The organism is Chelatococcus sambhunathii (assembly GCF_001418005.1).
Taxonomy (GTDB): domain Bacteria; phylum Pseudomonadota; class Alphaproteobacteria; order Rhizobiales; family Beijerinckiaceae; genus Chelatococcus_A; species Chelatococcus_A sambhunathii.
The window spans coordinates 1-25,598 of the sequence record NZ_LIOL01000009.1 but is presented as its reverse complement, the minus strand read 5'-3'; the positions used below and the strand labels follow the sequence as shown (position 1 = coordinate 25,598).

The 25,598-nt window shown below is 66.2% G+C and carries 22 protein-coding genes and 1 pseudogene; 20 read left to right on the top strand and 3 right to left on the bottom strand.

The window, feature by feature from the left end; all coding sequences use genetic code 11:
* The first annotated feature begins 68 nt into the window (after window positions 1–68).
* Both ASC46_RS21615 and ASC46_RS15895 read left to right on the top strand, forming a co-directional pair.
* Entirely contained in the window at window positions 69–323 is a 255-nt protein-coding gene (locus tag ASC46_RS21615; RefSeq protein WP_210166003.1) for a hypothetical protein, read from the top strand.
* A 294-nt stretch (window positions 324–617) separates the two neighbouring features.
* Window positions 618–974, top strand: coding sequence for an SPW repeat protein (locus ASC46_RS15895; protein ID WP_055460289.1), 357 nt, complete (start codon window positions 618–620; stop codon window positions 972–974).
* A gap of 439 nt (window positions 975–1,413) precedes the next feature.
* On the opposite strand, the gene ASC46_RS15890 is transcribed toward ASC46_RS15895, so the two are convergent.
* Window positions 1,414–2,979: an MFS transporter gene (locus ASC46_RS15890; RefSeq protein ID WP_055460288.1), complete on the bottom strand. Its 1,566-nt coding sequence runs from the start codon at window positions 2,977–2,979 to the stop codon at window positions 1,414–1,416.
* Between ASC46_RS15890 and ASC46_RS15885 the strand changes: the two genes are divergently transcribed.
* Together ASC46_RS15885 and ASC46_RS15880 are read left to right on the top strand one after the other, a co-directional pair.
* On the top strand, window positions 2,978–3,880 hold the full coding sequence (locus ASC46_RS15885) for a helix-turn-helix transcriptional regulator (RefSeq protein ID WP_245280588.1): 903 nt from the start codon (window positions 2,978–2,980) through the stop codon (window positions 3,878–3,880). The two genes, ASC46_RS15890 and ASC46_RS15885, sit on opposite strands and share 2 nt — an antisense overlap.
* Window positions 3,881–4,043: 163 nt before the next feature.
* Window positions 4,044–5,513, top strand: a complete 1,470-nt coding sequence (locus ASC46_RS15880; protein WP_055460287.1) for an NAD-dependent succinate-semialdehyde dehydrogenase — start codon at window positions 4,044–4,046, stop codon at window positions 5,511–5,513.
* 176 nt (window positions 5,514–5,689) lie between these two features.
* Here ASC46_RS15880 and ASC46_RS15875 read toward each other — a convergent pair whose 3' ends face one another.
* Window positions 5,690–6,874, bottom strand: coding sequence for a hypothetical protein (locus tag ASC46_RS15875; protein WP_141659701.1), 1,185 nt, complete (start codon window positions 6,872–6,874; stop codon window positions 5,690–5,692).
* Between the two features lie 797 nt (window positions 6,875–7,671).
* Between ASC46_RS15875 and ASC46_RS15870 the strand changes: the two genes are divergently transcribed.
* From ASC46_RS15870 to ASC46_RS15860, 3 genes are all read left to right on the top strand, one after another.
* Window positions 7,672–9,159, top strand: a complete 1,488-nt coding sequence (locus tag ASC46_RS15870) for a SulP family inorganic anion transporter (protein ID WP_055460285.1) — start codon at window positions 7,672–7,674, stop codon at window positions 9,157–9,159.
* 11 nt (window positions 9,160–9,170) lie between these two features.
* Entirely contained in the window at window positions 9,171–10,022 is an 852-nt protein-coding gene (locus ASC46_RS15865) for a universal stress protein (protein ID WP_055460284.1), read from the top strand.
* Between the two features lie 246 nt (window positions 10,023–10,268).
* Window positions 10,269–11,555 carry an MFS transporter gene (locus tag ASC46_RS15860; protein WP_055460283.1) on the top strand — a complete coding sequence of 429 codons (1,287 nt, stop codon included), beginning with the start codon at window positions 10,269–10,271 and terminating at the stop codon, window positions 11,553–11,555.
* A gap of 23 nt (window positions 11,556–11,578) precedes the next feature.
* Here the strand turns inward: ASC46_RS15860 and ASC46_RS15855 are convergent, their stop codons facing one another.
* Window positions 11,579–12,418, bottom strand: a complete 840-nt coding sequence (locus ASC46_RS15855; RefSeq protein WP_063187335.1) for a class I SAM-dependent methyltransferase — start codon at window positions 12,416–12,418, stop codon at window positions 11,579–11,581.
* 478 nt (window positions 12,419–12,896) lie between these two features.
* Here ASC46_RS15855 and ASC46_RS15850 point away from each other — a divergent pair, with 478 nt between their 5' ends.
* From ASC46_RS15850 to ASC46_RS15790, 13 genes and pseudogenes are all read left to right on the top strand, one after another.
* Window positions 12,897–13,217, top strand: a complete 321-nt coding sequence (locus tag ASC46_RS15850) for a TraR/DksA family transcriptional regulator (RefSeq protein ID WP_055460281.1) — start codon at window positions 12,897–12,899, stop codon at window positions 13,215–13,217.
* Window positions 13,218–13,517: 300 nt separating this feature from the next.
* Window positions 13,518–14,399, top strand: a complete 882-nt coding sequence (locus ASC46_RS15845) for a substrate-binding domain-containing protein (RefSeq protein WP_072249525.1) — start codon at window positions 13,518–13,520, stop codon at window positions 14,397–14,399.
* A gap of 3 nt (window positions 14,400–14,402) precedes the next feature.
* Complete coding sequence (locus tag ASC46_RS15840; RefSeq protein WP_055460280.1) at window positions 14,403–15,860, top strand: ATP-binding protein; 1,458 nt, start codon at window positions 14,403–14,405, stop codon at window positions 15,858–15,860.
* Window positions 15,850–17,169 (top strand): sigma-54-dependent transcriptional regulator, encoded by a 1,320-nt coding sequence (locus ASC46_RS15835; protein ID WP_055460279.1) that lies wholly within the window; start codon window positions 15,850–15,852, stop codon window positions 17,167–17,169. Before ASC46_RS15840 ends, ASC46_RS15835 begins: the two co-directional genes overlap by 11 nt.
* A 182-nt stretch (window positions 17,170–17,351) precedes the next feature.
* The gene (locus ASC46_RS15830; protein WP_055460278.1) at window positions 17,352–17,873 is read left to right on the top strand and encodes an arsenate reductase (azurin) small subunit; all 522 of its coding nucleotides are present in this window, start codon (window positions 17,352–17,354) and stop codon (window positions 17,871–17,873) included.
* Window positions 17,874–17,884: 11 nt separating this feature from the next.
* Window positions 17,885–20,356 carry an arsenate reductase (azurin) large subunit gene (locus ASC46_RS15825; protein ID WP_055460277.1) on the top strand — a complete coding sequence of 824 codons (2,472 nt, stop codon included), beginning with the start codon at window positions 17,885–17,887 and terminating at the stop codon, window positions 20,354–20,356.
* A gap of 108 nt (window positions 20,357–20,464) precedes the next feature.
* A complete protein-coding gene (locus tag ASC46_RS15820; RefSeq protein WP_055460276.1) occupies window positions 20,465–20,854 on the top strand; it encodes a c-type cytochrome in 390 nt (129 codons plus the stop codon).
* 117 nt (window positions 20,855–20,971) lie between these two features.
* A complete protein-coding gene (locus tag ASC46_RS15815; RefSeq protein WP_055460275.1) occupies window positions 20,972–21,289 on the top strand; it encodes an ArsR/SmtB family transcription factor in 318 nt (105 codons plus the stop codon).
* Window positions 21,290–21,337: 48 nt separating this feature from the next.
* The gene (locus ASC46_RS15810; RefSeq protein WP_055460274.1) at window positions 21,338–22,753 is read left to right on the top strand and encodes an FAD-dependent oxidoreductase; all 1,416 of its coding nucleotides are present in this window, start codon (window positions 21,338–21,340) and stop codon (window positions 22,751–22,753) included.
* Window positions 22,746–24,071, top strand: coding sequence for an arsenite efflux MFS transporter ArsK (gene arsK / locus ASC46_RS15805; RefSeq protein ID WP_072249523.1), 1,326 nt, complete (start codon window positions 22,746–22,748; stop codon window positions 24,069–24,071). The genes ASC46_RS15810 and arsK overlap by 8 nt, the downstream gene beginning before the upstream one ends.
* Window positions 24,068–24,835 carry an arsenical resistance protein ArsH gene (arsH, locus tag ASC46_RS15800; protein ID WP_055460273.1) on the top strand — a complete coding sequence of 256 codons (768 nt, stop codon included), beginning with the start codon at window positions 24,068–24,070 and terminating at the stop codon, window positions 24,833–24,835. The genes arsK and arsH overlap by 4 nt, the downstream gene beginning before the upstream one ends.
* A complete protein-coding gene (locus ASC46_RS15795; RefSeq protein ID WP_055460272.1) occupies window positions 24,832–25,212 on the top strand; it encodes a hypothetical protein in 381 nt (126 codons plus the stop codon). Before arsH ends, ASC46_RS15795 begins: the two co-directional genes overlap by 4 nt.
* Window positions 25,213–25,283: 71 nt before the next feature.
* Window positions 25,284–25,598, top strand: a pseudogene (locus ASC46_RS15790) (transposase); the annotation flags it as partial.

The window sequence follows — 25,598 nt, the reverse complement described above, 5'->3', positions numbered from 1 at the left end:
TTTGCAGATCGTTTTCGCCCTATCTGCGAATGCTCGGCGGCTATTCGGCTGCGACCGTAGGGCTCCTGATGGCGCCGCGCGGGGTCGGCACCATGATCGCCATGCTCGTCGCCGGCCGGCTGTCTTCGCCCGACCCGCGTCTCATTGATGCTCACGGGTATCATGATGCTCGCCTATTCGCTCTGGAACGAGAGCTACTGGACACAGGAGCTTCGGTCGCGACGCTGACCATGACGACCGTGCTGCTCCTGTCCGTGCTACAGCTCCTGATAATGCGCCGGCCGGACCTGCCGACCGCAAGGGCGAACCGGGCCATGCCGTGATGGACTGATCCCCATAACCCTTGAAAAGTAAGGCTTTCCCGGCTAAATGAAGAGCAAGCGGTCACCGTGACACGGGCCGCAGCCGGACCGGGGTCCGGAGATGTCGCCCATGCACGGTCCTCCACCGGAGGATGTGGCCATGAGGACGACGCAGTACGTGTCCCTCTCCTTCACCTTGCATGTTCGCTGGCCGCGCCGGCGGCGCGGCTTTGCGGCCCTGCCACGGCGAAGGCCGGCTGCGCGCGTCACGGACGACCGGTGTGTCAAGGAAGGAGCAGTGTCATGCCAGCGAGAATGATGAGGAAGACGGAGCATACGGCGCTCGACGTCGGCAATGCCCTCGTCGGCGTCTGCCTCGCACTCAGCCCGTGGGTGCTGGGCTTCACCATGGAGGCAGCGGCCTCCTGGAACGCTTGGCTCGTTGGGGCGGCGATCGCGCTCATCGCCATCGGCGCGCTCGTCTCCTTCGCGGAATGGGAGGAATGGGCGAACCTGGCGCTCGGCATCTGGGCGCTGATCTCGCCGTGGGTGCTCGGCTTCACCGGGATCGCTGCGGCGTTCTATCCGCACGTGATCGCGGGCGTGATCGTCGCCGTCCTCGCCGCGATCGAGCTGTGGTTCATCCACCGTCAGCCGGTAGGCGCCGCCTGACGGCAAGCTCATCCGGGCGGGCCCAGCCGTCCGTGGCAGGGCTCGCCCCTCATCATTGTCCCATGCTCCGGTCGCCGCGCCGGCCGCTGCTGCGTCAGCCCCTGTCCGGCAAACCAACGTGCAGCTTTTCGCGCAACGCCGCCAGCGCTCGACGACTCTCAGCGACTTCGCCCGGCGACATGCCGGTCATCTCCAAGATCCTCGCCGGCACGCAGGCCGCCTCGTGGGCGAGGTTGCAGCCCGCCGACGTCAGGCTGACTTCCGCGATGCGTATCGTTTTTTGCGGCCATGCAAGGCGTCCTCAGTCCTCCCGCTCGATATAATCGCGCGATTTGATCGCAATGCCCGCTTACCCCTGCCTGCCATTCGGGATGCCCCCGATACGGGTGCCTGAAACCCAATCGCTTGCAATCGGCCTGAGGCGCCCCCGTTCGGTCGCTCAATCGCCCGGGCGGCCGACATGCCTCAGCGCCACGGCGGCAAGCACCGCGAGAATGGCGACTGATACGGCGCTGACGACAGCAGCAGCGGTGAAGCCCGCCATGAAGGCGGCCCGCGCCTGGTCGATCAGCCCCGCCGGCAGCCTGCCGGCGATGGCGGAGGCCGCCCAGAGGCTGTCCGCAACCGCTTCGCGCGCATCGCCGGCGAGCGTCTCCATCCCCCGCCCCGCCATTGCGCCGCGATAGACAGCGGTGGCGAGGCTGCCGAGCGCGGCGACGCCGAGGGAGGCGCCGAGGTCCTGCACTGTCTCCGACAATGCAGACGCCGACCCCGCCTTCTCGGGGGGCGCCGAACCGACGACGAGATCCGTACCGAGCGCCGCGATCGCCCCGAGCCCGAGATAGGCCAACGAGAAGCCGGCGCCCAGCAGCCCCAGGTCCGAACCGCCGCCGTCGAGCTGCGTCAGCATGAGATAGCCGGCAACAGACAGGGCAAGCGCGCCGGAGACCACATATCCCGGCCTGACGCGCCGCGCGACAAGCGGCGCGCCGATGCCGGCAACGACCATGGCCACGGCCGGCGGTCCCATCCAGAGACCGGCGACGAGCGGCGAAAGGCCGGCCACCAGCTGCAGGTACTGCGTGACGAGCAGCATGGTGCCCCCGACGGCGACGAGGCCGAAGAGCAGCACCACCAGCGCAATGCCGAACGCCTTTTCGGCGAACAGGCTCATGTCGACGAGCGGGTCCGCGAGACGCCGCTGCCGCCGCACGAAGATGAGCGCGACGAGTACCCCGAGCCCCACGGCGACGGCTGCCTCGGGCGTGGGCCCGTCCTTCGCGAACCGCTTGACGCCGTAAATGACCGGCAGCATGGCGGCGAGTGACAGGACGACGCTCGGAAGGTCGAGGCGGCCAGCGCGCGGGGCGCGGTATTCCGGCAACAGGACCGGGGCGAGGACGAGCAGCAGCGCAACGACGGGGACGGCCAAGAGAAATGCGGCGCCCCACCAGAAATGCGCCAACAGGGCGCCGCCCACGATCGGTCCCAGAGCCATGCCGGCCGCGAACATGGTGGCCCAGACACCGATCGCCAACGCCCGCTCGCGGGGGGCGACGAACATGTTGCTGATGAGCGCCAGGGTGGACGGCATCAGCGTCGCGCCGGCGATCCCGAGCGCCGCACGCGCCGCGATCAGCATCGGTGCGGAGGGCGAGAAGGCCGCGGCGATCGAGGCGGCGGCGAAGGCGGCAGCGCCGATCATCAGGAGTCGGCGACGCCCAATGCGGTCACCCAGGGTGCCCATGGTGACGAGAAAGCCCGCGATCAGGAAACCGTAGGCATCCATGACCCAGAGCGCCTGCGTGCTCGTTGCCTGCAGGTCGGCGGCGAGCGCTGGCAGCGCCAGATGCAGCAGCGTCAGATCAAGCCCGAGTAAGATCGTCGGCAGGGAAAGAAGGGCAAGGCCCAGCCATTCCCGCAGCCGCGCCGAGGACGGGACCGTCGCGGCGTCGCCCAGGACCGCGTCTGGAAGAGAAATGTCGATGTCGCAGCGAGATGTCATGTTGCCTCCTTGTCGGAGGACTGTCGGCACGACATCATCCTGTTACAATATTGGAAGTTATCCTGTTACTTGGAGCAATCCCCTGACGAACCGAACCCTCGCCCGCACACGAAGCGACCTGTCGGACTTCCTGATACGCCACCGCCGCAGGCTGACGCCTGCCGACGTCGGCCTCGCCTCGACGGGTCGGCGCCGCACGCCGGGTCTCCGGCGCGAGGAGGTTGCTGCCCTCGCTGGCGTCGGACTGACCTGGTACACGTGGTTCGAGCAGGGGCGCGACATTCAGGTCTCCGAGGATTTCCTTCTTAAGGTGTCGAAGGCCCTCAGGCTGGACGACGCGGAATGCTGCCACCTCTTTCTGCTGGCGCATCGGCGCCCACCGCCGCTCGAAGACTATCAGTGGCTCTCGGTCAGCCCGCTCATCCAGCAGATGCTGGACGATCTCGCCGCGCGGCCGGCCTGTGTCGTCAACCTGCGCTGGGACGTGATCGCCTGGAATGCGGCCATCGACCGGCTGCTCGGCCTCTCCGGCCGCGAGCAGGCGGACCGCAACATCATGCGCATGCTCTTCGCCGACCCCGACCTGCGCCGGCGGCTGCCGGCATGGCATCGGGATGCGCCAAGGTTGCTCGCCCAGTTCCGTTACGATGTCGCCGCCGCGCCGGAGAGCCCGGTGCTCGCATCGCTGATCGGCGAGCTCAAGAGCCTGTCGGCGGATTTCCGGCGCTGGTTCGAGCAGCCGACCATGGACAGCTACAGCCGCGGCATCAGCGCCGTCATCGATCCGCACGGCAGGCATCGCACTTTTCGTCACGAGGTGCTGACGGTCGATGAACATCGCCATCTCAGGATGGTAGTCTATTTCGAGGATCCGTCGCCGGCTGAAAAACGGGACCCGTAGCTCCTGCCCACGCCGAGGGCGCAGGTCCCGATTGTCTTCATGGCCCTTGTCAGCGCCACATTGCCCTTCGAGGATGTGGGGAAGCGCATTCGCCCTCGCCTCCCCTCGCCAGTGCCGTTGAGATGCGCGCGCCAGCGAGAGAGCTCAGCTGGAGAGAACGACCATGCAGACAGAGCCCCGACTGAAGCGCCCAGAGCTGCTCCGTTCCGCCAACCTCATCGGCGGCGAATGGGTCAAGGACAGCTCGGCCGGCGAGCCCATCGCCGTCTCCGATCCGGCGACCGGCCGGCTCGTCGGCACCGTGCCCAATGCGGGCAAGGCCGAAACCGCCCGGGCCATCGAGGCCGCCGATGCCGCCTTTCCGGCCTGGCGGGCAAAGACCGCGGCCGAGCGGGCCGACCACCTGCGCCGCCTCGCCGAGCTCATCACCGACAACAAGGAGGACCTTGCCCGCATCCTCACCGCCGAGCAGGGCAAGCCGCTCGCCGAGGCACGCGGCGAGGTCGGCATGTCGGCGGCCTATGTGCTGTGGTTCGCCGAGGAGGGCCGGCGCATCTACGGCGACGTCATCCCCTCGCCGTGGCAGAACCGGCGCATCCTCGTCACGAAGGACCCGGTGGGCGTCGTCGGCGCCATCACGCCGTGGAATTTCCCCTCCTCCATGATCGCGCGCAAGCTCGGCGCCGCGCTCGCCGCCGGCTGCACCATCGTGGTCAAGCCGGCCTCGCAGACGCCCTATTCGGCGCTCGCCTGGGGCGTGCTCAGCGAGGAGGCCGGCATTCCCGCCGGCGTCGTCAACATTCTCACCGGGGCGGCGCGGCAGATCGGCGGAGAGCTGACGTCGAACCCCCTCGTTAAGAAGATCACCTTCACCGGCTCGACGGAGGTCGGCAAGCAGCTCGCCGAACAGGCGGCGCGCACCATGAAGAAGGTGTCGATGGAGCTCGGCGGCAACGCGCCCTTCATCGTCTTCGACGACGCCGACCTCGACCGCGCCGTCGAGGGCGCCATGATTGCCAAGTACCGCAACGCCGGCCAGACCTGCGTCTGTACCAATCGTTTCCTCGTCCAGGACGGCATCTACGACGCTTTCGCCGAACGTCTCGCCAAGGCCTCGGCCGCCATGAAGATCGGCAACGGCTTCGAGGACGGCGTCGTGCAGGGCCCGCTCATCGACGAGAAGGCGGTCGCCAAGGTGGAGGAGCATATCGCTGACGCCCTCGCCAAGGGCGGGCGCATGCTCACGGGCGGCCGGCGCCACCAAGGCCTCGGCGGCAATTTCTTCGAGCCGACGGTGATCGCGGACGCGACGCCGGCCATGGCCGTCGCCCGCGAGGAGACTTTCGGGCCGCTGGCCCCTCTCTTCCGCTTCAAGGATGAGGCACAGGCCGTGCAGCTTGCCAACGACACGCAATACGGCCTCGCCTGCTACTTTTACACGCGCGACCTCGGCCGTGCCTTCCGCGTTTCGGAAGCGCTCGAATACGGCCTCGTCGGCATCAACGAGGGGCTGATCACCACCGAGGTCGCGCCTTTCGGCGGGGTCAAGGAATCCGGCGTCGGGCGCGAGGGCTCCAAATATGGGATCGACGATTACCTGAACATCAAATACGTCTGCGTCGGCGGCCTGTGAGGCAAGCGCAGCCCTCCCCAGCGGGTTTCCGCAACACCCCCGCGCCGGCTCCGGCGACCGGCTCGGGCATCGAGCAGCGGCTCCGTTCCCAACCTTGTCATCGCATGGACGATAGGGGGCTCGGCCTCGCCACCTTTTTCCTATCGCCGGCGCCGCTGGCGCCTCCCTCGCGGCGATCAGCCGTTCGGCGGCGCGTTTCCCGTTTCCGGATCATAGCCCAATGCCCTCGATAGCGGGCCAACCATGTCAGCCTTGTTCTGATTGGTATAGTTCGTGTTCTGATGCTTCCGGACGAAGGGATACATGACCCCATCGTCATCGTCGTGCATCAGTTCATACTTATGGCCGAACTCATGCTTGAGGACACCATCATCGAGATGATTGAAGGCGATCATCATGTACGCCCTGCCAGGAGCGGCCTGACCGATGACGCCATGAGGGACATCAGAAACAAGTATGTACGTCGTTGCGGAGTCGATAACCATGGGGCGATTGTGGGGATTACGATTGTTCTCATAGATGTAGAGAGCCAGGTCATCCCGGAAGCGGCGCCCATCCCGGCGCGCCAGATCCTGCGCACCCGTCGGCGCGTGGCCGTTGAAGTCGAACCTGAAATCCCAACTCAGCGGAACGTTGGGCGCAAAGGTCTCAAAGTCGGTGGCAACCGGCTCGATCCCCTTCTTCTGAATGGCATCTATGATTCTGCTCTGGATCGAGGGATCGCCGATCTCGCCGCCGAGGGCTTTGGCAACATTCGGGTGGACGAGGAAGATGCTATCCTTTGAACCGACGGACTGCCTTGGCGGCGGATGGTCCAGTTCCCACTTGATCGTCTCGTAGAGCCTCCCGCCGCCCCGGCGAGGCTGACCGATCTGGTTGCCGGCACCTTTCGGCTCGCCCGTCTCGAGACCCAGCTTCTTCAAAGTGCCGTCGGCGGTGCGCCAGCCGACCTGACGTGGTTGTCCATCCGCACCGATGCGAAAGACGGGATCGCCGTGCGTCGTGTCCCACGACGGCAGCTTGTCGGGAGTGTCGTCATTCTTGCGCGACACCTGATAGATCTTGCGATGGCGCGGGCGATGCTTGCGCGCCCCATCCACGGCCCTCTCCCGGCGCAGCTCCGCATCGCCAGCGACATCCGAACAGGCGCGGGTCTCAGGAAACATCTGATTGATGAAGGTTGCGGCCTCTCGAATTTGTTCCTCGAGCCTGGCCCCCACCTCCGGAGCCGGAGGATGGAAGGCCGGCGAACCTACGTTGCCCGGCCCCACACCCGGCCTCTGCGGCAAGAACGGCGCCCGATGATCGGCTGTCATGGAAATACCGAGGGACAGGTTGTTGAAAACGGATGCTGGAATCATTCTTTCACTCGCAATTCGACATGCCGCTACAGACCAGGCGACAAACAGCGATGGGGGAATGTTGCGTCCCATCCGGAACGCCGCTCCCGGACCGACCCGCCCGGACGTTCACAACCAAACGCAGAGAACTCAAGTTCGAAATATATAAAACTGTCGTGTCATCTCACGCGTGAAGAATAATGTATTCATGGCGCCCGTCAGCATATCAGAACCCCGAACGACTTTTATGACAAGTGATATACGTTCGAAAGACAACGCGGCACAACAACACAACTTACAGGCAGCCGCCATGCTTGCTGCTGCCGCCGGCCTTCGTGTCGACCCAAGTCGGAGCGCGATCGTCGTCAGGCGGTAAGCCGCAGGATCGGCCCGCGGCAATGCCGATCGCCGGGCATGGGTGTGGGCGTCGTGAAGGGAAACCTTGAAACGTTCATCTGCAGCCGTGTCGGGAAGCCTGCGCCTGGCAATCCGCCGCTCCGGCGCAGCCACCGGGACTGGTCTGCCCTGGTCTTGCTGCCGACCGCCCGATCAACGGGCTTGCAATGACACGCCGCCCTGTCTATGCACGCACCATCGATGCTGCGCTGCAGCAGCCTTTGTTCCCAGAGACGAACGAGCCGATGTAAGCTACGCGCTCTCCTGCCTGTATCTGCGTTCCCCGCTCGGCCGCGCCGTGTCGGCGATCGCGTGCTCTCAGGCGGCCGCTGCGACATCCCGTTCTCTCCTGTTCCTTCACGACAAACTGACCTCTCTTGCCGCGCCGGACCAACGGCGCGCCTGCACGGAGCCCTGTTTCTATGTCCTCCTCCCTTTCGCGGCTCAGAACCGAATGGTTCGGCAACATCCGCGCCGACATTCTCGCCGGCCTCGTGGTCGCCCTGGCTCTCATCCCGGAGGCCATCGCGTTCTCCATCATCGCCGGCGTCGACCCCAAGGTCGGGCTCTATGCCTCCTTCTCGATTGCCGTCATCATCGCCTTCACGGGCGGGCGCCCCGGCATGATCTCGGCGGCAACGGCGGCAACGGCCGTACTGATGATCACGCTCGTCAAGGAACACGGGCTGCAATACCTGCTCGCCGCGACGGTGCTCGCCGGCGTCTTGCAGGTCGGCGCTGGCCTGCTGCGGCTCGGTTACGTCATGCGCTTCGTCTCGAAATCGGTCATGACCGGCTTCGTCAACGCCCTCGCGATTCTCATCTTCATGGCGCAGCTGCCGGAGCTCACCAATGTGCCGTGGCTCACCTATGTGATGGTGGCGGCGGGGCTTGCCATCATCTACCTACTGCCCCTCATCACGAAGACGATCCCCTCGCCGCTCGTCTGCGTCGTCGTGCTCACCGCCGTCTCGATCGGCCTCGGACTCGATCTGAGAACCGTCGGCGACATGGGCGAACTGCCGTCCACGCTGCCCGTCTTCCTCCTGCCGGACGTGCCGCTGAATCTCGACACGCTTCTTGTCATCCTGCCCTATTCGGCAGCGGTGGCCGCCGTCGGCCTGCTCGAATCCCTGATGACGGCCACCATCGTCGACGAACTGACCGACACGAGGAGCGACAAGAACCGCGAATGCATCGGCCAGGGCATCGCCAATTTCGCCACCGGATTCATCGGCGGCATGGCGGGCTGTGCCATGATCGGCCAGTCCGTCATCAACGTGAAGTCGGGCGGCCGCGGGCGGCTGTCCACCTTCTGTGCCGGCGTCTTCCTGCTCGTCCTGTGCGTGGGCCTCGGCGACTGGGTGAAGCAGATTCCCATGGCCGCCCTCGTCGCCGTGATGATCATGGTCTCGATCGGCACTTTCAGTTGGGTGTCGCTGAAGAACCTCGCCACCCATCCGCGCTCGTCCTCCATCGTCATGGTGGCGACCGTCCTCGGCGTCATCGCCACGCACAACCTCGCCATCGGCGTTCTCATCGGCGTGCTGCTGTCCGGCATCTTCTTCGCCTGGAAGATCGCCCAGATCTTCCGCGTCACATCATATCTGTCGCCCGACGGAACCCACCGTACCTATGTCGTCGAGGGCCAGGTCTTCTTCGCCTCTGCGGATGCCTTCACCGATGCCTTCGATTTCAAGGAGGCGCTGGAGAAGGTCACAATCGATGTCTCGCGCGCCCACATCTGGGACATTTCCAGCGTTGCAGCGCTCGACATGGTAGTGCTCAAATTCCGGCGGGAGGGTGCCGAGGTCGAGATCCTCGGGCTCAACGAAGCGAGCGAGACCATCGTCGACCGGCTCGCCATCCATGACAAGCCCGGCGCCCTTGAGCGCCTGATGGGCCATTGAGGGGAAACGCCATGACGAAGCTTCTCGCCCTGATCGATGCCTCCGTCTATGCGCAAAGCGTCTGCGACCATGCCGCTTGGGCGGCCGCCCGCCTGGACGCCTCGGTCGAGGTGCTGCATGTCCTGGGCCGACGCGACACCTCCAGCATTCCCGCGGACTATACCGGCAGCCTCTCGGCGGATGCCCGCGACACCCTGCTCGCCGAACTCGCCGCGCTGGACGAGGAGAAGGCACGCCTTGCCCAGAAGCGCGGTCGTCTCGTCCTCGACGAAGCGAAGGCGCGCCTTGCCGCTGCCGGCATCGATGCCGTGACCAGCCTGCGCCTTGGCGATCTCACTGAAACGGTCGCCGAGCGCGAGATGGACGCCGAACTCGTGGTCATCGGCAAGCGCGGCGAGGCAGCGGATTTCGCCAAGCTGCACCTCGGCTCCAACCTGGAACGTGTGGTGCGCGCCAGCCGCCGCCCGGTACTTGTCGCGGCGCGCGCCTTCAGGCCAATCGAACGCGTCCTCGTCGCCTTCGACGGCGGCGCCAGTGCTCTGAAGGCGGTGGACCACATTGCGCGCAGCCCGATGTTCGCCGGGCTTTCCTGCCGGCTGCTCATGGTGGGCGCTGAGACGTCCGACGCGCGGAAGAAGCTCGACGGCGCCGTGGCCCAGCTCGCCGCCGCGGGCTACGTGCCGAAAGCCGACCTCGTGCCCGGCCAGCCGGAACAGGTGATTGCCCAGAGCGTCGAACGCGAGGGCATCGACCTCCTTGTCATGGGCGCCTACGGCCACTCCCGCATCCGCAACCTCATTGTCGGTTCGACCACCGTCGAGATGGTCCGTTCCTGCAAGATCCCGATCATGATGTTCCGGTAGGGCATCAGGGAAGCGGAGGATGCGCTCCGGGTTGCAAGGGAGGCAGGGCAGACGTGCCTTGCCCGTACTGTCCTACCGGCGCGCCCCTGTCTAGGCTCACGGCCATGCCACCATTCGACAACGGCTGCCCAACTTGCAGCGTGCGCGCGGCACCGCTTCCTGTCCGGTGCGCTCCTGCGGGAGCCGGCGCCGGTCGTCATTGCGTCCCTTCCGGCACCGTGGCCCGTCAGGCGGTGGGCCTCGACCATGGCTGATGTACCAGGCATCGCCGGGCCGCAGACGGGCGCGGCCCGTCCCGCACCGGGTCTTCGGTCGGCTGGTCTTCAGCGCGCTCCGGCGCCGACCGAATTCGTCGTCGCCGCCATCGTGATGACCATGTCATCCGCCTTCGGGCAGACCTATTTCATCGCGGTCTTCGCGCCGTGGCTGAAAGCCGACCTCGCTCTCTCCGACGGCGGCTTCGGCACCCTGTACAGCCTGGGCACGATCGCCAGCGCCTGCGTTCTGATGTGGGGCGGGAAGATCGCCGACCGCTTCAGGATCCGCGGACTGGCGGTGCTCGCGCTTCTTGCCCTGGCCGCGATGTGCATGGGAATGTCACAAGTCCGTTCGCCATGGCTGCTGCTTCCGATCCTGTTCGGGCTGCGCCTGTTCGGCCAGGGCGCAATGGGACATCTGGCGCTCACCGGCGTCGGCCGGTGGTATATCAAGCGGCGCGGCCGCATGATGTCGCTCGCGGTGCTGGGATTTCCGGTGAGCGAAGCGTTCATGCCGGCGACCGCCGTCGCCCTCATGGCGGCGATAGGCTGGCGCCAGACGTGGCTCGTCGGCGCCTTCGTCCTCTGTGCCGTGTCCGTTCCGCTCACGCTCGCCCTGCTGCGTCGGGAGCCGCGGCACGATCACACCGAGACCGGCGGCGAGGCGGAAGGCACCGGCCAGAAACAGTGGACCCGCGGGGAGGTCCTGCGCCGTCCCGAATTCTTTGCCGCCCTGGTCGCGGTCGTGGCGCCCTCCTTCGTCATGACGGGGATATTCTTTCATCAGGCCTATCTCGTTGACGACAAGGGCTGGACGCTTTCCTGGTTCGCCGGCTGGTTCCCGGTCTATGCGAGCGTGAGCGTGGTCACGGCACTGTCCACCGGCTGGCTCATCGATCGTTTCGGCTCGATCCGGCTGTTGCCGTTCTTCCTTTTGCCGATGGCGGGCGCCGTCACCGTCCTCGCCCTGTCGGCTTCGCCATGGAGTGTGCCGGTCTTCATGGCCCTCGGTGCACTCACCAACGGGGGCGCCTCGACGCTGCTCGGCGCGCTATGGGCGGAGCTGTTCGGCACGCGCCATCTCGGCGCGATCCGATCCGTCGCCTTTGCGGCCCAGGTCATTGCCTCGGCACTCGCGCCGGGGCTCATGGGCGTTCTACTCGATCTGGGCGCGCCGCTTGCTCTGCAATATCTCGCCATGGTGGCCTATGCTCTTGCCGCCGCGGCATGCCTGGGAGTGCTCATGCCGCGACTGCGTCGGCTGGCGCGATTCTAGGACACAGCGAGAAGGGCCGACCGCTACGCGATGGGAGGCTTCACCAATGTCGCCCACATGTTGTCCGAGGTCGGCACAAGCGTCAGCAGATCGAACCGCACGTTGAAGCCGGCCGCACCGGCCATACGCCTGAGCGTTCCCGGCGTGAAGTAATTGACATGATCCGGAAGACGGATGCCACACCAGCGCTGCCCCATGATCAATCGGTTGATGCTCGCGAAATTGGGCACCTTGACCAGCGCGACACCGCCCGGCACGAGCACGCGGTTGAGCTCCTCCAGAATTGGCAACGGTCGGATGTCGTGCTCGAGGAACGAACGCAACAGAGCTCCCGAGAAGAAGCCATCATCGAACTCCCGCAATCCGTCGAGTGCCGAGGCCTGCACCGTGCGGCCACCGCGCGCGCGAAAGAGCCGGTCCGATATCTCCGCGAGCTCGCGCGAGATCTCCACGCCATAGGGTGTGTAGCCCTCCGGCAGGTCTTCCAGATGGCGTCCCGTGCCGCAGCCCAGATCGAGCACGGCGCCGCGCGCGGCGGAGCGCGCGATCCTTCCAGCAGGCGACGCTGCCCGGCCGAGTCTCAGCCTCCATCGTGTCGCATGATCCAGCGCCTGCCACAGCGGATTGCGCTTCCTGCGCCTGTCGCGCTCAACATGAAAGCTCTTCTCCCAGGCAAGCTCGCTTTCCAGTGCCTTGAGCGGCGGCGCGTGCGACAGATGCACGAAGTCGCAGATCGGGCACGCGACGACCGACCATCGCTCATCCGAATAGCGCTGCAGCTTCTTTCGTTTCCTCTCGTTTCCGCACAAAGGGCAGGCGCGTGCAATGCGTGCCGTTTGCGGCTGCGGGGCCGCATTCATCATCGTGATCTCCGGGCATAGGTGAGGACGCAGGCGGCGTTCAGCGCGCTACGGCGGAGTACTTGCCGGATTGGACGACGGTCGCATCTGGCAGGGGACGTCGGCCATGCGGACGAGATGCGAAACGAGCCGAAACAGCAGGCGCCACTGAGGCCCAACCGCAATCGAGGCATCGAACATGGCAACGCACGGATACAACAACAAGCAATCCATCCCAGTCCATCACGCGTCGAGCCGCATGAGGCTCACCGGTGAACACGCCCTTTCACACCCGGTCACTGTGTTATTCTGAACCACAAACCAATTTCTTGCTCAAACTTAGGCTAAAACAAACCGGACGACATGCCCTGCAGAATGCACAATTATGAGCAATAATCGATCTATTTTGGAAAGCGCGAGAAGTTCGGCATTACCCGCAGACGCGGACGGGACGGATGGCAAGGCAAGGGAGGATCCATTGAGAGAGGAATACGACAGGACAATGCGCGCACTGTTCGGTCCCCGGCTCGAACGGGCGCTGGAGGAAACGAATGCGGAGATCGAGGCCCAGGCCGCCAATGTGGCACCTGTCGAGCTCGACCAGCAGAGTGTCGGGCGGCTCAGCCGCATGGACGCCATGCAGGCGCAGGCCATGGCCCAGGCCTACGAGCGCCGGTTGAAGGCCCAGAAGGTCCGCATCGAGCACGCGCTGACGCGCCTCGCAGCCGGGGAATACGGCTATTGCACCGAATGCGGCGAGGAAATCGGCATGCGGCGGCTGGACATCGACCCCGCCGCGCATCGGTGTGTCAGATGCGCCTGATCGGCCGCTGAGATGCCGGAGCCAGCGTCGCCCCGACGCGGCGCCAGCCGAGCCGATCCGCCAGGGCAAGGCAGCTTTGCCAGTCCTCAACGCTGTCGGTCGTGCCGAGACTCCGCAACGAGGCTGCGGACCACTTTGCATGACCTCGCCCGAGCAACTGGACGCGCTCGCCAGTCAGTCCCCGACGGCGGCCTCGAACCTGCGACGCAAGTGTTCTCGGTCGCGCACTGTCCGGGGTTCCCGTCTGGGATGGTCGGGGCTATCATTTTGTACAATTAACAAAGAACGAGGGGAGGCGACATGCGCGCGGAAGGTTCGGCCCCGCCGGATCGTCGCCGGGTTATTGCCGTTCTGGCCGCTGCCCTCGTGGCTTGCCGGGCCGGCGCGAGCGAGGCCGCGCCCATCGGGGAGATCCGCTTCGGCCTGACGCCGGTCTTCCTCAACAACGATCTCGAGCTGCTCGCCCGGCTTCAGAGCTATCTCGAACGTGCCACCGGCCATCCGGTCAGGCTCATCACGCGGCGGACTTATCAGGAAATCACGGCGCTCCTGACCACGCGCCAGATCGACGCGGCGTGGATCTGCGGCTACCCGTTCGTCACGCACCGCAGCGAACTGCAGCTGGTCGCCGTGCCGCTGTGGCGCTCGCGCCCTTTGTATCAATCCTATGTCATCGTCGGCAATGACAGCGAGGCACGTAGCGTCGCCGATCTCGCCGGCGGCATCCACGCCTTCTCCGATCCCGATTCCAATTCCGGCTTCCTGGTCACGCGCGCCCTGCTGGCGGAGATGGGCGTGCGGCCCGAAGGCTTCTTCGCCCGAGCATTCTTCACCTACGGCCATCGCAACGTCATCCGCGCTGTGGCGAGCGGCCTCGCGGGATCGGGCTCGGTCGACGGCTATGTCTATGAGGTCATGGTCCAGATCGAGCCCGAGCTGACGGGGCGCACGCGCGTTCTGCGGCGATCGGAATGGCTTGCCTTTCCGCCCGTTGCGGCGCCGCGCACACCACTCGACGAGACCCGGCTCGCGAAGCTCGCCGGGGCGCTCCTTGCGATGCCGGCGGATCCGGACGGCCACGCGGTCCTCGCCATGCTGCGTCTTGACGGCTTCGCCCGCGAACCAGCGAGCCTGTTCGATGCGATTGCCGCCAAGGTCGACCTTCTGGCGCGGGCGGGCTGAACGATGCTCGGCCGCCTCGATCCGCGCTCCTGGCCCATTACAGCGAAGGTGCCGCTGGCCGTCGCCGGCCTGATGGTGCTCGTCGGCCTCATCCTCTCCGAACGCGTCCTCGCCCGGCTTGCCGACACGCAGGAGCGGCACCTGCGCGATCTCGCCCAGAGCTATCTCGACGGCCTGTCTTCGGCTGTCGCGCCCTCCATGCTGCGCGACGATACCTGGGAGGTGTTCGATGCGATCGAACGCGCACGGGACCTGCACAGGAGCCTGCGCCCGCTCGAGACGGTCGTCAGCCATGCCGACGGCCGGGTGATCGCCGCCTCCGATCCGCGTCGGTATCCTGTGGGATCATTGAACGAGGAGCGCCAGCGCGTGCAGGTGGCCGGTGCCGACAGCTTCAGCTTCGAAGCAGGGGCTGACACGGCGACGGCCGTGCGCAAGCTGTCCTATCCGGGGCAGACGGTCGGCTTCATCGAGGCGGTCTTCGACACGCGGCATCTCGCCGCCGAGCGGCGCAGCGTCATGTTCGCACTTGTTGCGACAAACGGGCTGCTCACGCTCGTCCTGGCAACCGCTGGTTGGTTCCTCATGGCGCGCATGATGCGGCCGGTCACCATCCTCACCAACCATCTGGGGCTTGCTCGCAGCGTTTCCGCAGTGCCCATCGCCGAGGATGTCGTCATGCGCCAGCGTGGCGAATTCGGCCGTCTCTTCCGCGCCTACAACGCTTTGGCGGCATCCATGGATGAGCGCGAGACGCTCGTGAAGAAGCTCGCCGAAGAGGAGCGCCTTGGCAGCCTCGGGCGCCTCGCCTCGGCCCTTGCGCACGAGATCAACAACCCGCTCGGCGGTCTTTTCAACGCCCTTGCGACGCTCAGAACCCACGGCCATCTCGCACATGTCCGCGCCAATGCCATCGGCTTGCTCGACCGTGGTCTTCTCGGCATCCGAGACGTGGTGCGCACCACGCTGGCCGCCTACCGCGAGGAGAAGCGTGCGCGCGACCTCGCCGCGTCGGATCTCGCCGATCTTCAACTTCTGATTGCACCGGAGGCGCGGCGCAAGGCTGTCGGCGTGTTGCTTGACAACGGCCTCGACGGCACGGTGCCGCTGCCGAGTACGCCCGTGCGGCAAGCCATCCTCAACCTATTGCTGAACGCCGTGGCGGCCTCACCTGAAGGGGCAAGCGTCTTCCTGTCAGCGGAGGTGAGCGGCCACCTTTTCGTTGCCTCGGTGCGTGATCGAGGTCCCGGCCTGCCGGAGGCGGCCGCGCAGGTTCTTACGGGGCCGGCAGCAGCGACGCCGCTGCGCGACGGCGGGCTCGGGCTCGGCCTCTGGACGACCCGGCGCCTCGTGAGCGAGCTTGGCGGCCGTATCGAGGTCGACCGCCCCGGGGAAGGCGGCACGGTGCTGCGGCTCATTATCCCGCTGCGATCCGGCGAGGAACTGTCCGATGTCGCTTGAGCCCGTCACCATCGCGCTCGTCGAGGACGACCCCATCATGGGCGAGAGCCTCGTGCAGCGCCTCTCGCTCGAAGGTCTCACCGTCCGCTGGTGGCAGCGCGGGCGCGAGGCCGTCTCGGCCCTGAGGGAAGCCCGTGTTCGGGCTGTCGTCTGCGACATACGGCTGCCGGATATCGACGGCGAGACCCTCTTTCGCGAGATCGCCCGACGGCCGGATGCTCCGCCGTTCCTGTTTATCACCGGTTTCGGCGATATCGACCAGGCCGTGCGGCTGATGCGTGCCGGTGCCGCCAACTACGTGACGAAACCCTTCGACCTCGAGGATTTCCTCGTGCGGCTGGCGGAACTCGTCCGCCCCACCCCAGGCGACGATACGCCTGTCCTCGGCGTATCGCAGGCCATGGGCGAGGTCGAGCGGCTGCTGTCCCGCCTCGCCCGCGTGGCGGCGCCCGTCCTCATCTGCGGCGAAACCGGAACGGGCAAGGATGTCGCCGCCCGCTTCCTGCATGCCCGCTCGGAGGCTGCCGCGAAGCCCTTCGTCGCCGTCAACTGCGCCGCCATCCCGGCCGACCTGATGGAGAGCGAGCTCTTCGGCCATGAGAAGGGCGCCTTCACGGGCGCCATTCAGCGCCACGTCGGCTATGCGGAGCGAACAGCCGGCGGTGTCCTCTTCCTCGACGAGATCGGCGAATTACGTCCGGAGCTGCAGGCCAAGCTGCTGCGTCTCATCGAGGAGCGCAGCTTCCACCGGGTGGGCGGCGAGCGGCCGGTCGCCTTCGACGGCCGTATCCTCGCGGCGACCAATGCGGACCTGCCGGCTCTCGTCGAAGCCGGGCGCTTCCGGCAGGATCTCTACTATCGCATCAATGTGGTCACCGTCCGCATGCCCGCGCTCCGGGACCGGCCCGACGACATTCCGTGGCTGATGAACCGCTTCTTCACGGAATTCGCCGAACGTCACGAGACATCGGTGAAGGGGATCAGCGCCCTGACGGAGGAAGCGGCACGGGCCCATGCCTGGCCCGGCAACATCCGCGAGCTGCGCAACCGGATGGAGCGGGCGATGGCCCTGGCGCTCGGTGCCTGGCTCATGCCGGGCGATCTCTTTCCCGACCTGGCGGAATACGGCGGGCCGGGGCTGTCCGGCTTCGGCTCCCTCGAGGATGCGAGGCTCGAGGCGGAACGTCGCCATATCGTGCGGGCCCTTGCCGCGACCGGGGGCGAGATCGCTGCGGCTGCCCGGCTCCTCGGCATCGGCCGCACGACGCTGTGGGAAAAGATGCGCCGCCTCAGCATCGCGGTGCAGTAGCAGGCAGCATGTTCGGCATCCCGAACCTTCGGCACCGCACCATGTTCGGAAACCCGGACACAAGACCGGGCGCCACCTGCGCCCTCGCCGCCCATCCGACTGATACGTAAATCGTTTTCGCGCTGGCCCACATCCTGCAGAAGCCTCCCCGACCATGATCGTCCATGCCGAAGGGGACAGCGATGAAACGATGCGACAGGTTGATCGACGTGGGCCGGCGGCGCTTCCTCACCGGGGCGGGCGCCATGACGGCCGGCGCCGCGGCAGCGTCGGTGCTGGCGCCGGAGGCAAAGGCAACACCCGGCGCCGCCCTCGTCAGCTATCCACCGAACCGGCTCGCCAATGTGAGCGATCTCAAGGTGAACGAACCCCTCGACGTCGCCTATCCGGATGACGAAGCGCCGGGCGTGCTGATCAAGCTCGGCACGCGTGTGCCGACGGGCGTCGGTCCCGACGGCGACATTGTCGGCTTTACCATCCTGTGCCCGCACAAAGGATTCCCCATGGCCTACGACGCCGCGGACAAGACGCTCAACTGCCCCGGCCATTATTCGCGCTTCGACTGCGAGCGCGGCGGGCAGCAGATCTGGGGTCACGCGACCCAGAACCTGCCGCAATACGCGCTGCGCGTCGACGAGAAGGGCGACATCTACGCCGAGGGAGTCGACGAGCTCATCTACGGCCGCCTGTCGAACGTGCTGTGAGGGAGGGGAGAATGGCCTACAAGCGTCAGATCGGCCGGCTGCCCATCGTCCCGGCCGACGCCAAGGAACACAACGTCGTCTGCCACTATTGCATCGTCGGCTGCGGCTACAAGGCCTACACCTGGGATGCGCGCTACGAAGGCGGCACGGCTCCATCCGAGAACAAGTTCGGCACCGACCTCACCGCGCAGCAGGAGGCGGAGACCGCCGCCTGGTACGCGCCGTCGATGTACAACATCGTCCGGCAGGACGGGCGGGACGTCCATCTCGTCATCAAGCCGGACAAGGAGTGCGTCGTCAATTCCGGCCTCGGCTCCGTGCGCGGGGCGCGCATGGCGGAGATGAGCTATTCGCGCCAGCGCAACACGCAGTTGCACCGGCTCACCGATCCGCTCGTCTGGCGCTACGGGCAACTGCAGCCGACAAGTTGGGACGATGCGCTCGACCTCGTGGCGCGCGTAACCGCCGCGGTCATCGACGAGCAGGGCGAGGACGGGCTCTTCGTCTCGGCCTTCGACCACGGCGGCGCGGGGGGCGGTTACGAGAACACCTGGGGCACCGGCAAGCTCTATTTCGGCGCTATGAAGGTGAAGAACATCCGCATTCACAACCGGCCGGCCTACAATTCGGAGGTCCACGCCAGCCGCGACATGGGCGTCGGCGAACTCAACAACTGTTACGAGGATGCCGAACTCGCCGACACGATCGTCGCCGTCGGCACCAATGCGCTCGAGACGCAGACCAACTATTTCCTCAACCACTGGGTGCCGAACCTGCGCGGCACGTCGCTCGCCAAAAAGCAGGCCGAGTTCGGCAGCGAGCCGGTGGACCGCGCCCGGATCATCATCGTCGATCCCCGCCGCACGGTCACGGTCAATGCCTGCGAGGTGGAGGCGGGCAAGGACAACGTCCTGCACCTTGCCATCAATTCAGGCACCGACCTCGCGCTGTTCAACGCGCTGCTCACCCACATCGCTGACAAGGGATGGACGGACAAGGCTTTCATCGACGCCTCGACGAGTGGCTTCGAAAAGGCACTGACGGCGAACAGGATGACCGTCGAGGAGGCGGCGCGGATCACGGGCCTCGCCGCAGGGGACATCGTCAAGGCCGCCGAATGGATCGCCCGGCCCAAAGCGGGTGGCGTCCGCCGGCGCACGATGTTCGCCTATGAGAAGGGGCTGATCTGGGGCAACGACAACTACCGCACCAATGGCGCACTGGTGAACCTTGCCCTCGCCACCGGCAACATCGGGCGGCCGGGCGGCGGCTGCGTGCGCATGGGCGGCCACCAGGAGGGCTATTCACGCCCGTCGGATGCCCATGTCGGCCGGCCGGCGGCCTATGTCGACAAGCTCCTCATCGAAGGCAAGGGCGGCGTCCATCACGTCTGGGCCTGCGACCACTACAAGACGACGCTCAACGCCATGGAGTTCAAGCGCGTCTACAAGAAGCGCACCGACCTCGTGAAAGACGCTATCAATTCCGTCCCTTATGGTGATCGAGAGGCGATGGTCGCCGCGATCATGGGCGCCATCCGGCAGGGTGGACTGTTCAGCGTCGACGTCGACATCGTGCCGACGAAAATCGGCGAGGCGGCCCACGTCATCCTGCCGGCGGCCACCTCCGGCGAGATGAACCTCACCTCCATGAACGGCGAGCGGCGCATGCGGCTCACCGAGCGCTACATGGATCCGCCGGGCCAGGCGTTGCCCGACTGCCTGATCGCAGCGCGGCTCGCCAACCATCTCGAACGCGTCTTCCGCGCTGCGGGCAAGACGGACACCGCCGACAAGTTCAAGGGCTTCGACTGGAAGAGCGAGGAAGACGCCTTCATGGACGGCTACCACGCCCATGAGAAAGGCGGCGCGTTCGTCACCTACGAGCGGCTGCGGGCGATGGGCACCAACGGCTTCCAGGAGCCGGCGGTGGCCGTCGAGAATGGCCGGATCGTCGGCACCAAGCGGCTCTATGCCGACGGCAAGTTCAACCGGCCCGACGGCAGGGCGCAGTTCATGGAGACCGCATGGCGCGGCCTCCAGGCGGCCGGAAAGGAGGCCGAGAAGGAGAAGTTCGCCTTTCTCATCAACAACGGCCGCACCAACGACGTGTGGCAGAGCGCCTATCTCGACGTCGAGAACGAGTTCGTCATGGACCGCTGGCCCTACCCCTTCATCGAGATGAACCCGCAGGACATGGCGGAGCTAACGTTGAAGGAAGGCGACCTCGTCGAGGTCTACAATGACAACGGCTCGACCCAGGCGATGGTCTATCCGACCCCCACGGCACGGCGCAAACAGGTGTTCATGCTCTTTGCCTATCCCGCCGGCGTGCAGGGCAATGTCGTCTCGGCCGGCGTGAACGAGTTCATCATCCCCAACTACAAGCAGACCTGGGGCAATATCCGCAAGATCGCGGATGCACCGGACGGTGTTCGGCATCTGTCGTTCAAGTCGCCGGAATATCCGGCGAGCCCAGCTTGATCCTCCCGCAACTTCGCGGCCCACGGGCGCTTCGGCACCCGTGGGCTTCGTGCCCGTCGCTCAGGCGGGCATATCGCGCCTTCCGGTCCCTTGAAGCACAGGCTCCCGATGACAAGACTGCTCACGCTCGCGTTCGCCGCCATGTTTCTCCTGGACCCCCGCCTCGCCGTCGCGCAGGATGCGCAGGCGGGAAAACGCGTCTTCAACAAATGCAGCGCATGCCACGCGGTCGGGCCGAACGCGCCCAACAAGATAGGCCCGCAGCTCAACGGGCTTTTCGGCCGCACCGCAGGCTCCGTCGAAGGCTACACATACTCGCCGGCCAACAAGCAATCCGGGATCACGTGGACCGAAGAGACGTTCGCGAACTACATCAAGGACCCGCGCGGCGCGATCAAGGGAACGAAGATGGTCTTCGCCGGCATCAGGAACGAGCAGGAGGTCAGGGATCTTACGGCCTATCTGCGGTCCTTCGCAGCGGACGGCGAACCCCAGTAGCCATTGCAGCGGATAAGGGCTCGAGGCGCCTGGCGGGGCGCGCGGCGACTGCATAAAAATTCGACTTATATCGAAATAACTATTGACGCGGCTCAGCCGGAAGCATAGCTTATTTCCATGAAGATCGAAGAAGCAGCCCAGCAACTCGAAGCGCTGGGCAATCCGACCAGGCTCGAGGTTTATCGAACGCTTGTGCGCGCGGGCGGCGTGGGATTACCGGTCGGCCGCCTGCAGGAGAGGCTCGGGATTGCAGCCTCCACGCTGTCGCACCACCTGCACCGGCTCATTGCAACGGGGCTCATGACGCAGGAGCGCCAGGGAACGACGCTCATCTGCCGGGCGCATTATCCGGCCATGGATAGCCTCATCAGCTTCCTTACGGAGGAATGCTGCATCGAGTCGGCCTGCACCAGGGAAGAGGGAAAGGCGGCCTGAGGCTGTCTTTTCACATCCGCTAATTCGATATTTTTGGGAGGATCGAATATGTCCATCGAGACCCTGCCCGTTGCCATCATCGGCGGTGGTCCGGTCGGCCTTGCCGCGGCGGCCCATCTCATCGCCCGCGCCGTGCCGGTGAAACTCTATGAGGCCGGGCCCACCGTTGGCGCCAGCATGCGCGAGTGGGGTCATGTGCGGGTTTTCACACCCTGGCGGTACTGCGTCGACGAGACGGCAGCCGCTCTCCTCGCCAGGCATGGCTGGCACCGGCCGCCGGCAGAGGCTTTCCCGACCGGCGGCGAGATCGTTGCCCACTATCTCGAGCCGCTGGCCGCGGTGCCGGCGCTTGCACGCGTCATCGAGACCGATGCCCGCGTCACGGCTGTGTCGCGGCAAGGTCTCGACAAGGTCGTCAGCCGCGGCCGGGCGGAGCGTCCGTTCGTCGTGACGGTCGAAACACCCGGCGGCCGCCGACAGGACCTTGCCCGGGCGATCATCGACGCCTCCGGCACCTGGAGAACGCCGAATCCGCTCGGAGCCAGCGGCATCGCCGTGGAGGGCGAGGCGGCCTTCGCCGGGCGCATCGCCTACGGCATCCCGGATGTGGCCGGACGGAAGCGTGACCTCTTTGCCGGAGCGACCACACTGGTGGTCGGCGCCGGCCATTCCGCGGCCAATGTGCTGCTCGATCTTGCCCGTCTCGCCGAGGCCGAGCCGTCGACATCGATCCTGTGGGCGACGCGCGGCCGCGATCTCTCGCGCGTCTACGGCGGCGGCAGCGCCGACCGGCTGCCGGCGCGTGGCGAACTCGGCGCCGAGATGCGCCGGCTCGTCGCAAGCGGCCGTGTTGCCCTCGCCACCGGCTTTGCCATCACCGGGCTGCACGAGGAGGCCGGCCGCCTCGTCGTGACCGGCGAGACAGCCGACGGTCAGCGCCGCCTCGGGCCTATCGACCGCATCGTCGTCGCCACGGGCCAGCGGCCGGACCTGTCGCTGACGCGCGAACTGCGCCTCGATCTCGATCCGTGGCTGGAAAGCGCCCGGGCGCTCGGTCCGCTCATCGATCCGAACGTGCATTCCTGCGGATCCGTACCGCCGCACGGCCACCGCGAGCTCTCCCACCCCGAGCCAGGCTTCTACACGGTGGGCATCAAGAGCTACGGCCGTGCGCCCACCTTCCTGCTGCTGACCGGCTATGAGCAGGTCCGTTCCGTGGCCGCCGCGCTTGCCGGCGACATGGCCGCGGCGGATGACGTGCATCTCGTGCTGCCGGAGACGGGCGTATGCACGACGCAGGTCGCCGGGACCACGCAAACGGCTGCCGGCTGCTGCGGCGGTCCGGCGCCGGAGGACGTCGAGGTCTGCTGCGTTGCCGATGCCGAGGCCAGACAGTCGGGGCGTGCGGGTTGCGGCTGCGGGGCGCAGGGTTCAGCGGCCCGATCGGCGGTGCTCGATGCGTGATCGCGCATTTCCCGTCTGGGCTATCTGGGCTCTGGGCCTGACCCAGATCATCGGCTACGGCACGCTCTACTACAGCTTTCCCGTCCTGGCGCCGGCGATCGCGCGGGAGTTCACTCTTTCGGAACAATGGATCTTCGCGGCGCTGTCGGCGTCCCTCCTTGCCGGCAGCCTGCTTGCCCCGACGGCAGGGCGCTGGATGGACCGCGTCGGCGCTGCATGGCTCATGACCATCGGTTCGGCTGCCGCGGCGCTGGCGTTTGTCCTATGTGCCCTGGCGCCCGGGCGCGTGACCTTCGTGACCGCTCTTCTCGCCATGGAGCTCACCTCCTGCTTCGTGCTCTATGGCGCGGCCTTCGCTGCCATCGTGCAGGCGGGCTCGCCACAGGCTCAGCGCAGCATCACGCATTTGACGCTGATCGCCGGCTTTGCCTCGACATTGTTCTGGCCCCTGACATCGGCCCTTCACGCTCACTTGAGCTGGCGGGAGGTTTATGGCGTGTTCGCCGCCCTCAATCTTGGCCTGTGCATGCCGATCCACTGGGCTCTCCTGCGCATCGCGCGCCGTGGGTCCCGACTGGCGCCCTCTCCTCCCGAGGTGGCCCCCGTTGCGGGACCGGCGGCAAATGAAGGCAGCACGCTCGACGCGCGCTCGCGGCGGACGGCTTTCCTTCTCATGCTTGCCGGTTTCGCCATCGAAGGCTTCGTCCTCTCGGCGCTCCTGATGCACATGGTGCCCCTCATGGCGACGCTCGGACTTGGCGCTGCAGGGCTCTTCATCGCGACGCTGTTCGGACCGGCGCAGGTCGCCAGCCGTCTCGTCAACATGCTGTTCGGCGGCCGGCTGGCTCAGACGCATCTCGCCACCATCGCCGCCGTGCTTCTTGCGCTCGGCGTCGCCATTCTCGCCGCGACGGCCCCATGGCTGGCCGGTGCCGTCCTCTTCGCGGTCCTCTTCGGGCTCGGCTCGGGTCTCATCAGCATCGTGAGCGGCACGCTGCCGCTGGAGCTGTTCGGCCGCGACAGCTATGGCGCCAGGCTCGGATGGGTTTCCGCCGCGCGCCAGTTCACCTCGGCTCTGGGCCCGTTTGCCTTTGCCCTCCTGATGTCGCGAACGGCCGTCGAAACCTCGTTGTGGAGCGTGGCCGTGGCGGGCCTCCTCGGCCTTTCCGCCTTCGTGCTCATCGACATGGTCAAGCAGCGTGGCCGGCGGGGACGTCATCCGGTTCTGGGCAACATCATTGGCACGATCCGGAGCGATCAAGGGCCGCGAAGGCACCAGGCGCCTTCGAGTGGCCCCCACGACATGGAAAAGATATGAGAACGCGCACGCTTCCCGATCCTGACACGCTTCCCGCCTTGGACCGGCGTTACGCTCCGGGTCATCCGGCGCTCGACCTGCCGAACGGCGGGCTGGGCCATCCGCCGCGCATCCTGCTGCTGTACGGTTCGCTCCGCGAACGCTCCTATTCACGTCTTGTGGTCGAAGAGGCAGCGAGACTGCTACGGCATTTCGGCGCCGAGCCGCGCATCTTCGATCCGTCTGACCTGCCGCTGCCGGATCAGGTCAAAGGCGATGATCATCCCGCCGTGCGCGAACTGCGCGAACTCGCCATGTGGTCGGAGGGACAGGTGTGGTGTAGCCCCGAGCGGCACGGGCAGATTACGGGCGTGATGAAGACGCAGATCGACCACCTGCCGCTCAGCATCGGCGGCCTGCGCCCGACTCAGGGACGAACCCTGGCCGTCATGCAGGTCTCGGGCGGCTCGCAATCCTTCAACGCAGTCAACACGCTGCGCCTTCTCGGCCGCTGGATGCGGATGTTCACCATCCCGAACCAGTCGAGCATCGCCAAGGCGTTCCAGGAATTCGACGAGAACGGACGCATGCGGCCATCGAGCTACTACGAGCGGATCGTCGACGTCGTCGAGGAACTCGTGCGCTTCACGGTGCTCCTGCGCCCCCACGTCCGGACGCTGACCGACCGCTACTCCGAGCGCAAGGCCGCGGGCGCGCCGATCGACATGGCAAAGGATCTCTCTGCCATCGCCATCGCACGGCAGACGAAAGGCGCTGGAAGGTGACGAAGCTGTTCTGGCTCACCGATCTTCGGCGGTTTTCCTTCGGCACGCACGACGGCCGGCGATTGAATGTCGAAACCCTCGCGTTGCACAAGCCCGATCCGGAACATTCCGCCTTGGCGTCGGGCGGCAGTCGTCCCGTGCCCGTCGCCATCGGCGGGTCCGGAAAGAAGAAGCGAAGTGCAAGAAGCGCCCTGCGAAACTACGGCTACAAGACGGCCGACGCATTCCGAAACCATTGTCGCCTGCAAGGCCTGCCGGACGATTTCGATCTGCCGCCGTTCACCGTCGCGGCCAAGGTCAAAGCGGTGGGGAACCGCGTTCCGCTAGCGATGGGCCGCGCTGTCGCTCAAGCGGTGGCTCGCGCGATCGCCGCATGAGGTTTCCGATGACCTGCCCCCTTCCTGATCCCTCGGTTTGAGTGAGAGTCCGTCACCTAGAGGAGACGGACGTGAAGAAGAGCAGGTTCAACGAGGCGCAGATCATCGGCGTGCTGCGGGAGCAGGAGGCCGGAAGCCCGACGGCGGAGGTGTGTCGGCGGCACGGGATCAGCGAGCAGACCTTCTATCGCTGGACGGCCAAGTACAGCGGCATGAGCGTGTCGGACGCGCAGAAGCTGAAGACGCTTGAGGACGAGAACCGGCGGCTGAAGAAGCTGCTGGCGGAGTCGATGCTGGACGTCTCGGCCCTGAAGGACCTTCTGGGAAAAAACTGATCGGGCCTGCAGCGCGCCGGGAGGCTGTGCTTCGCCTGATGGCGGAGCGCG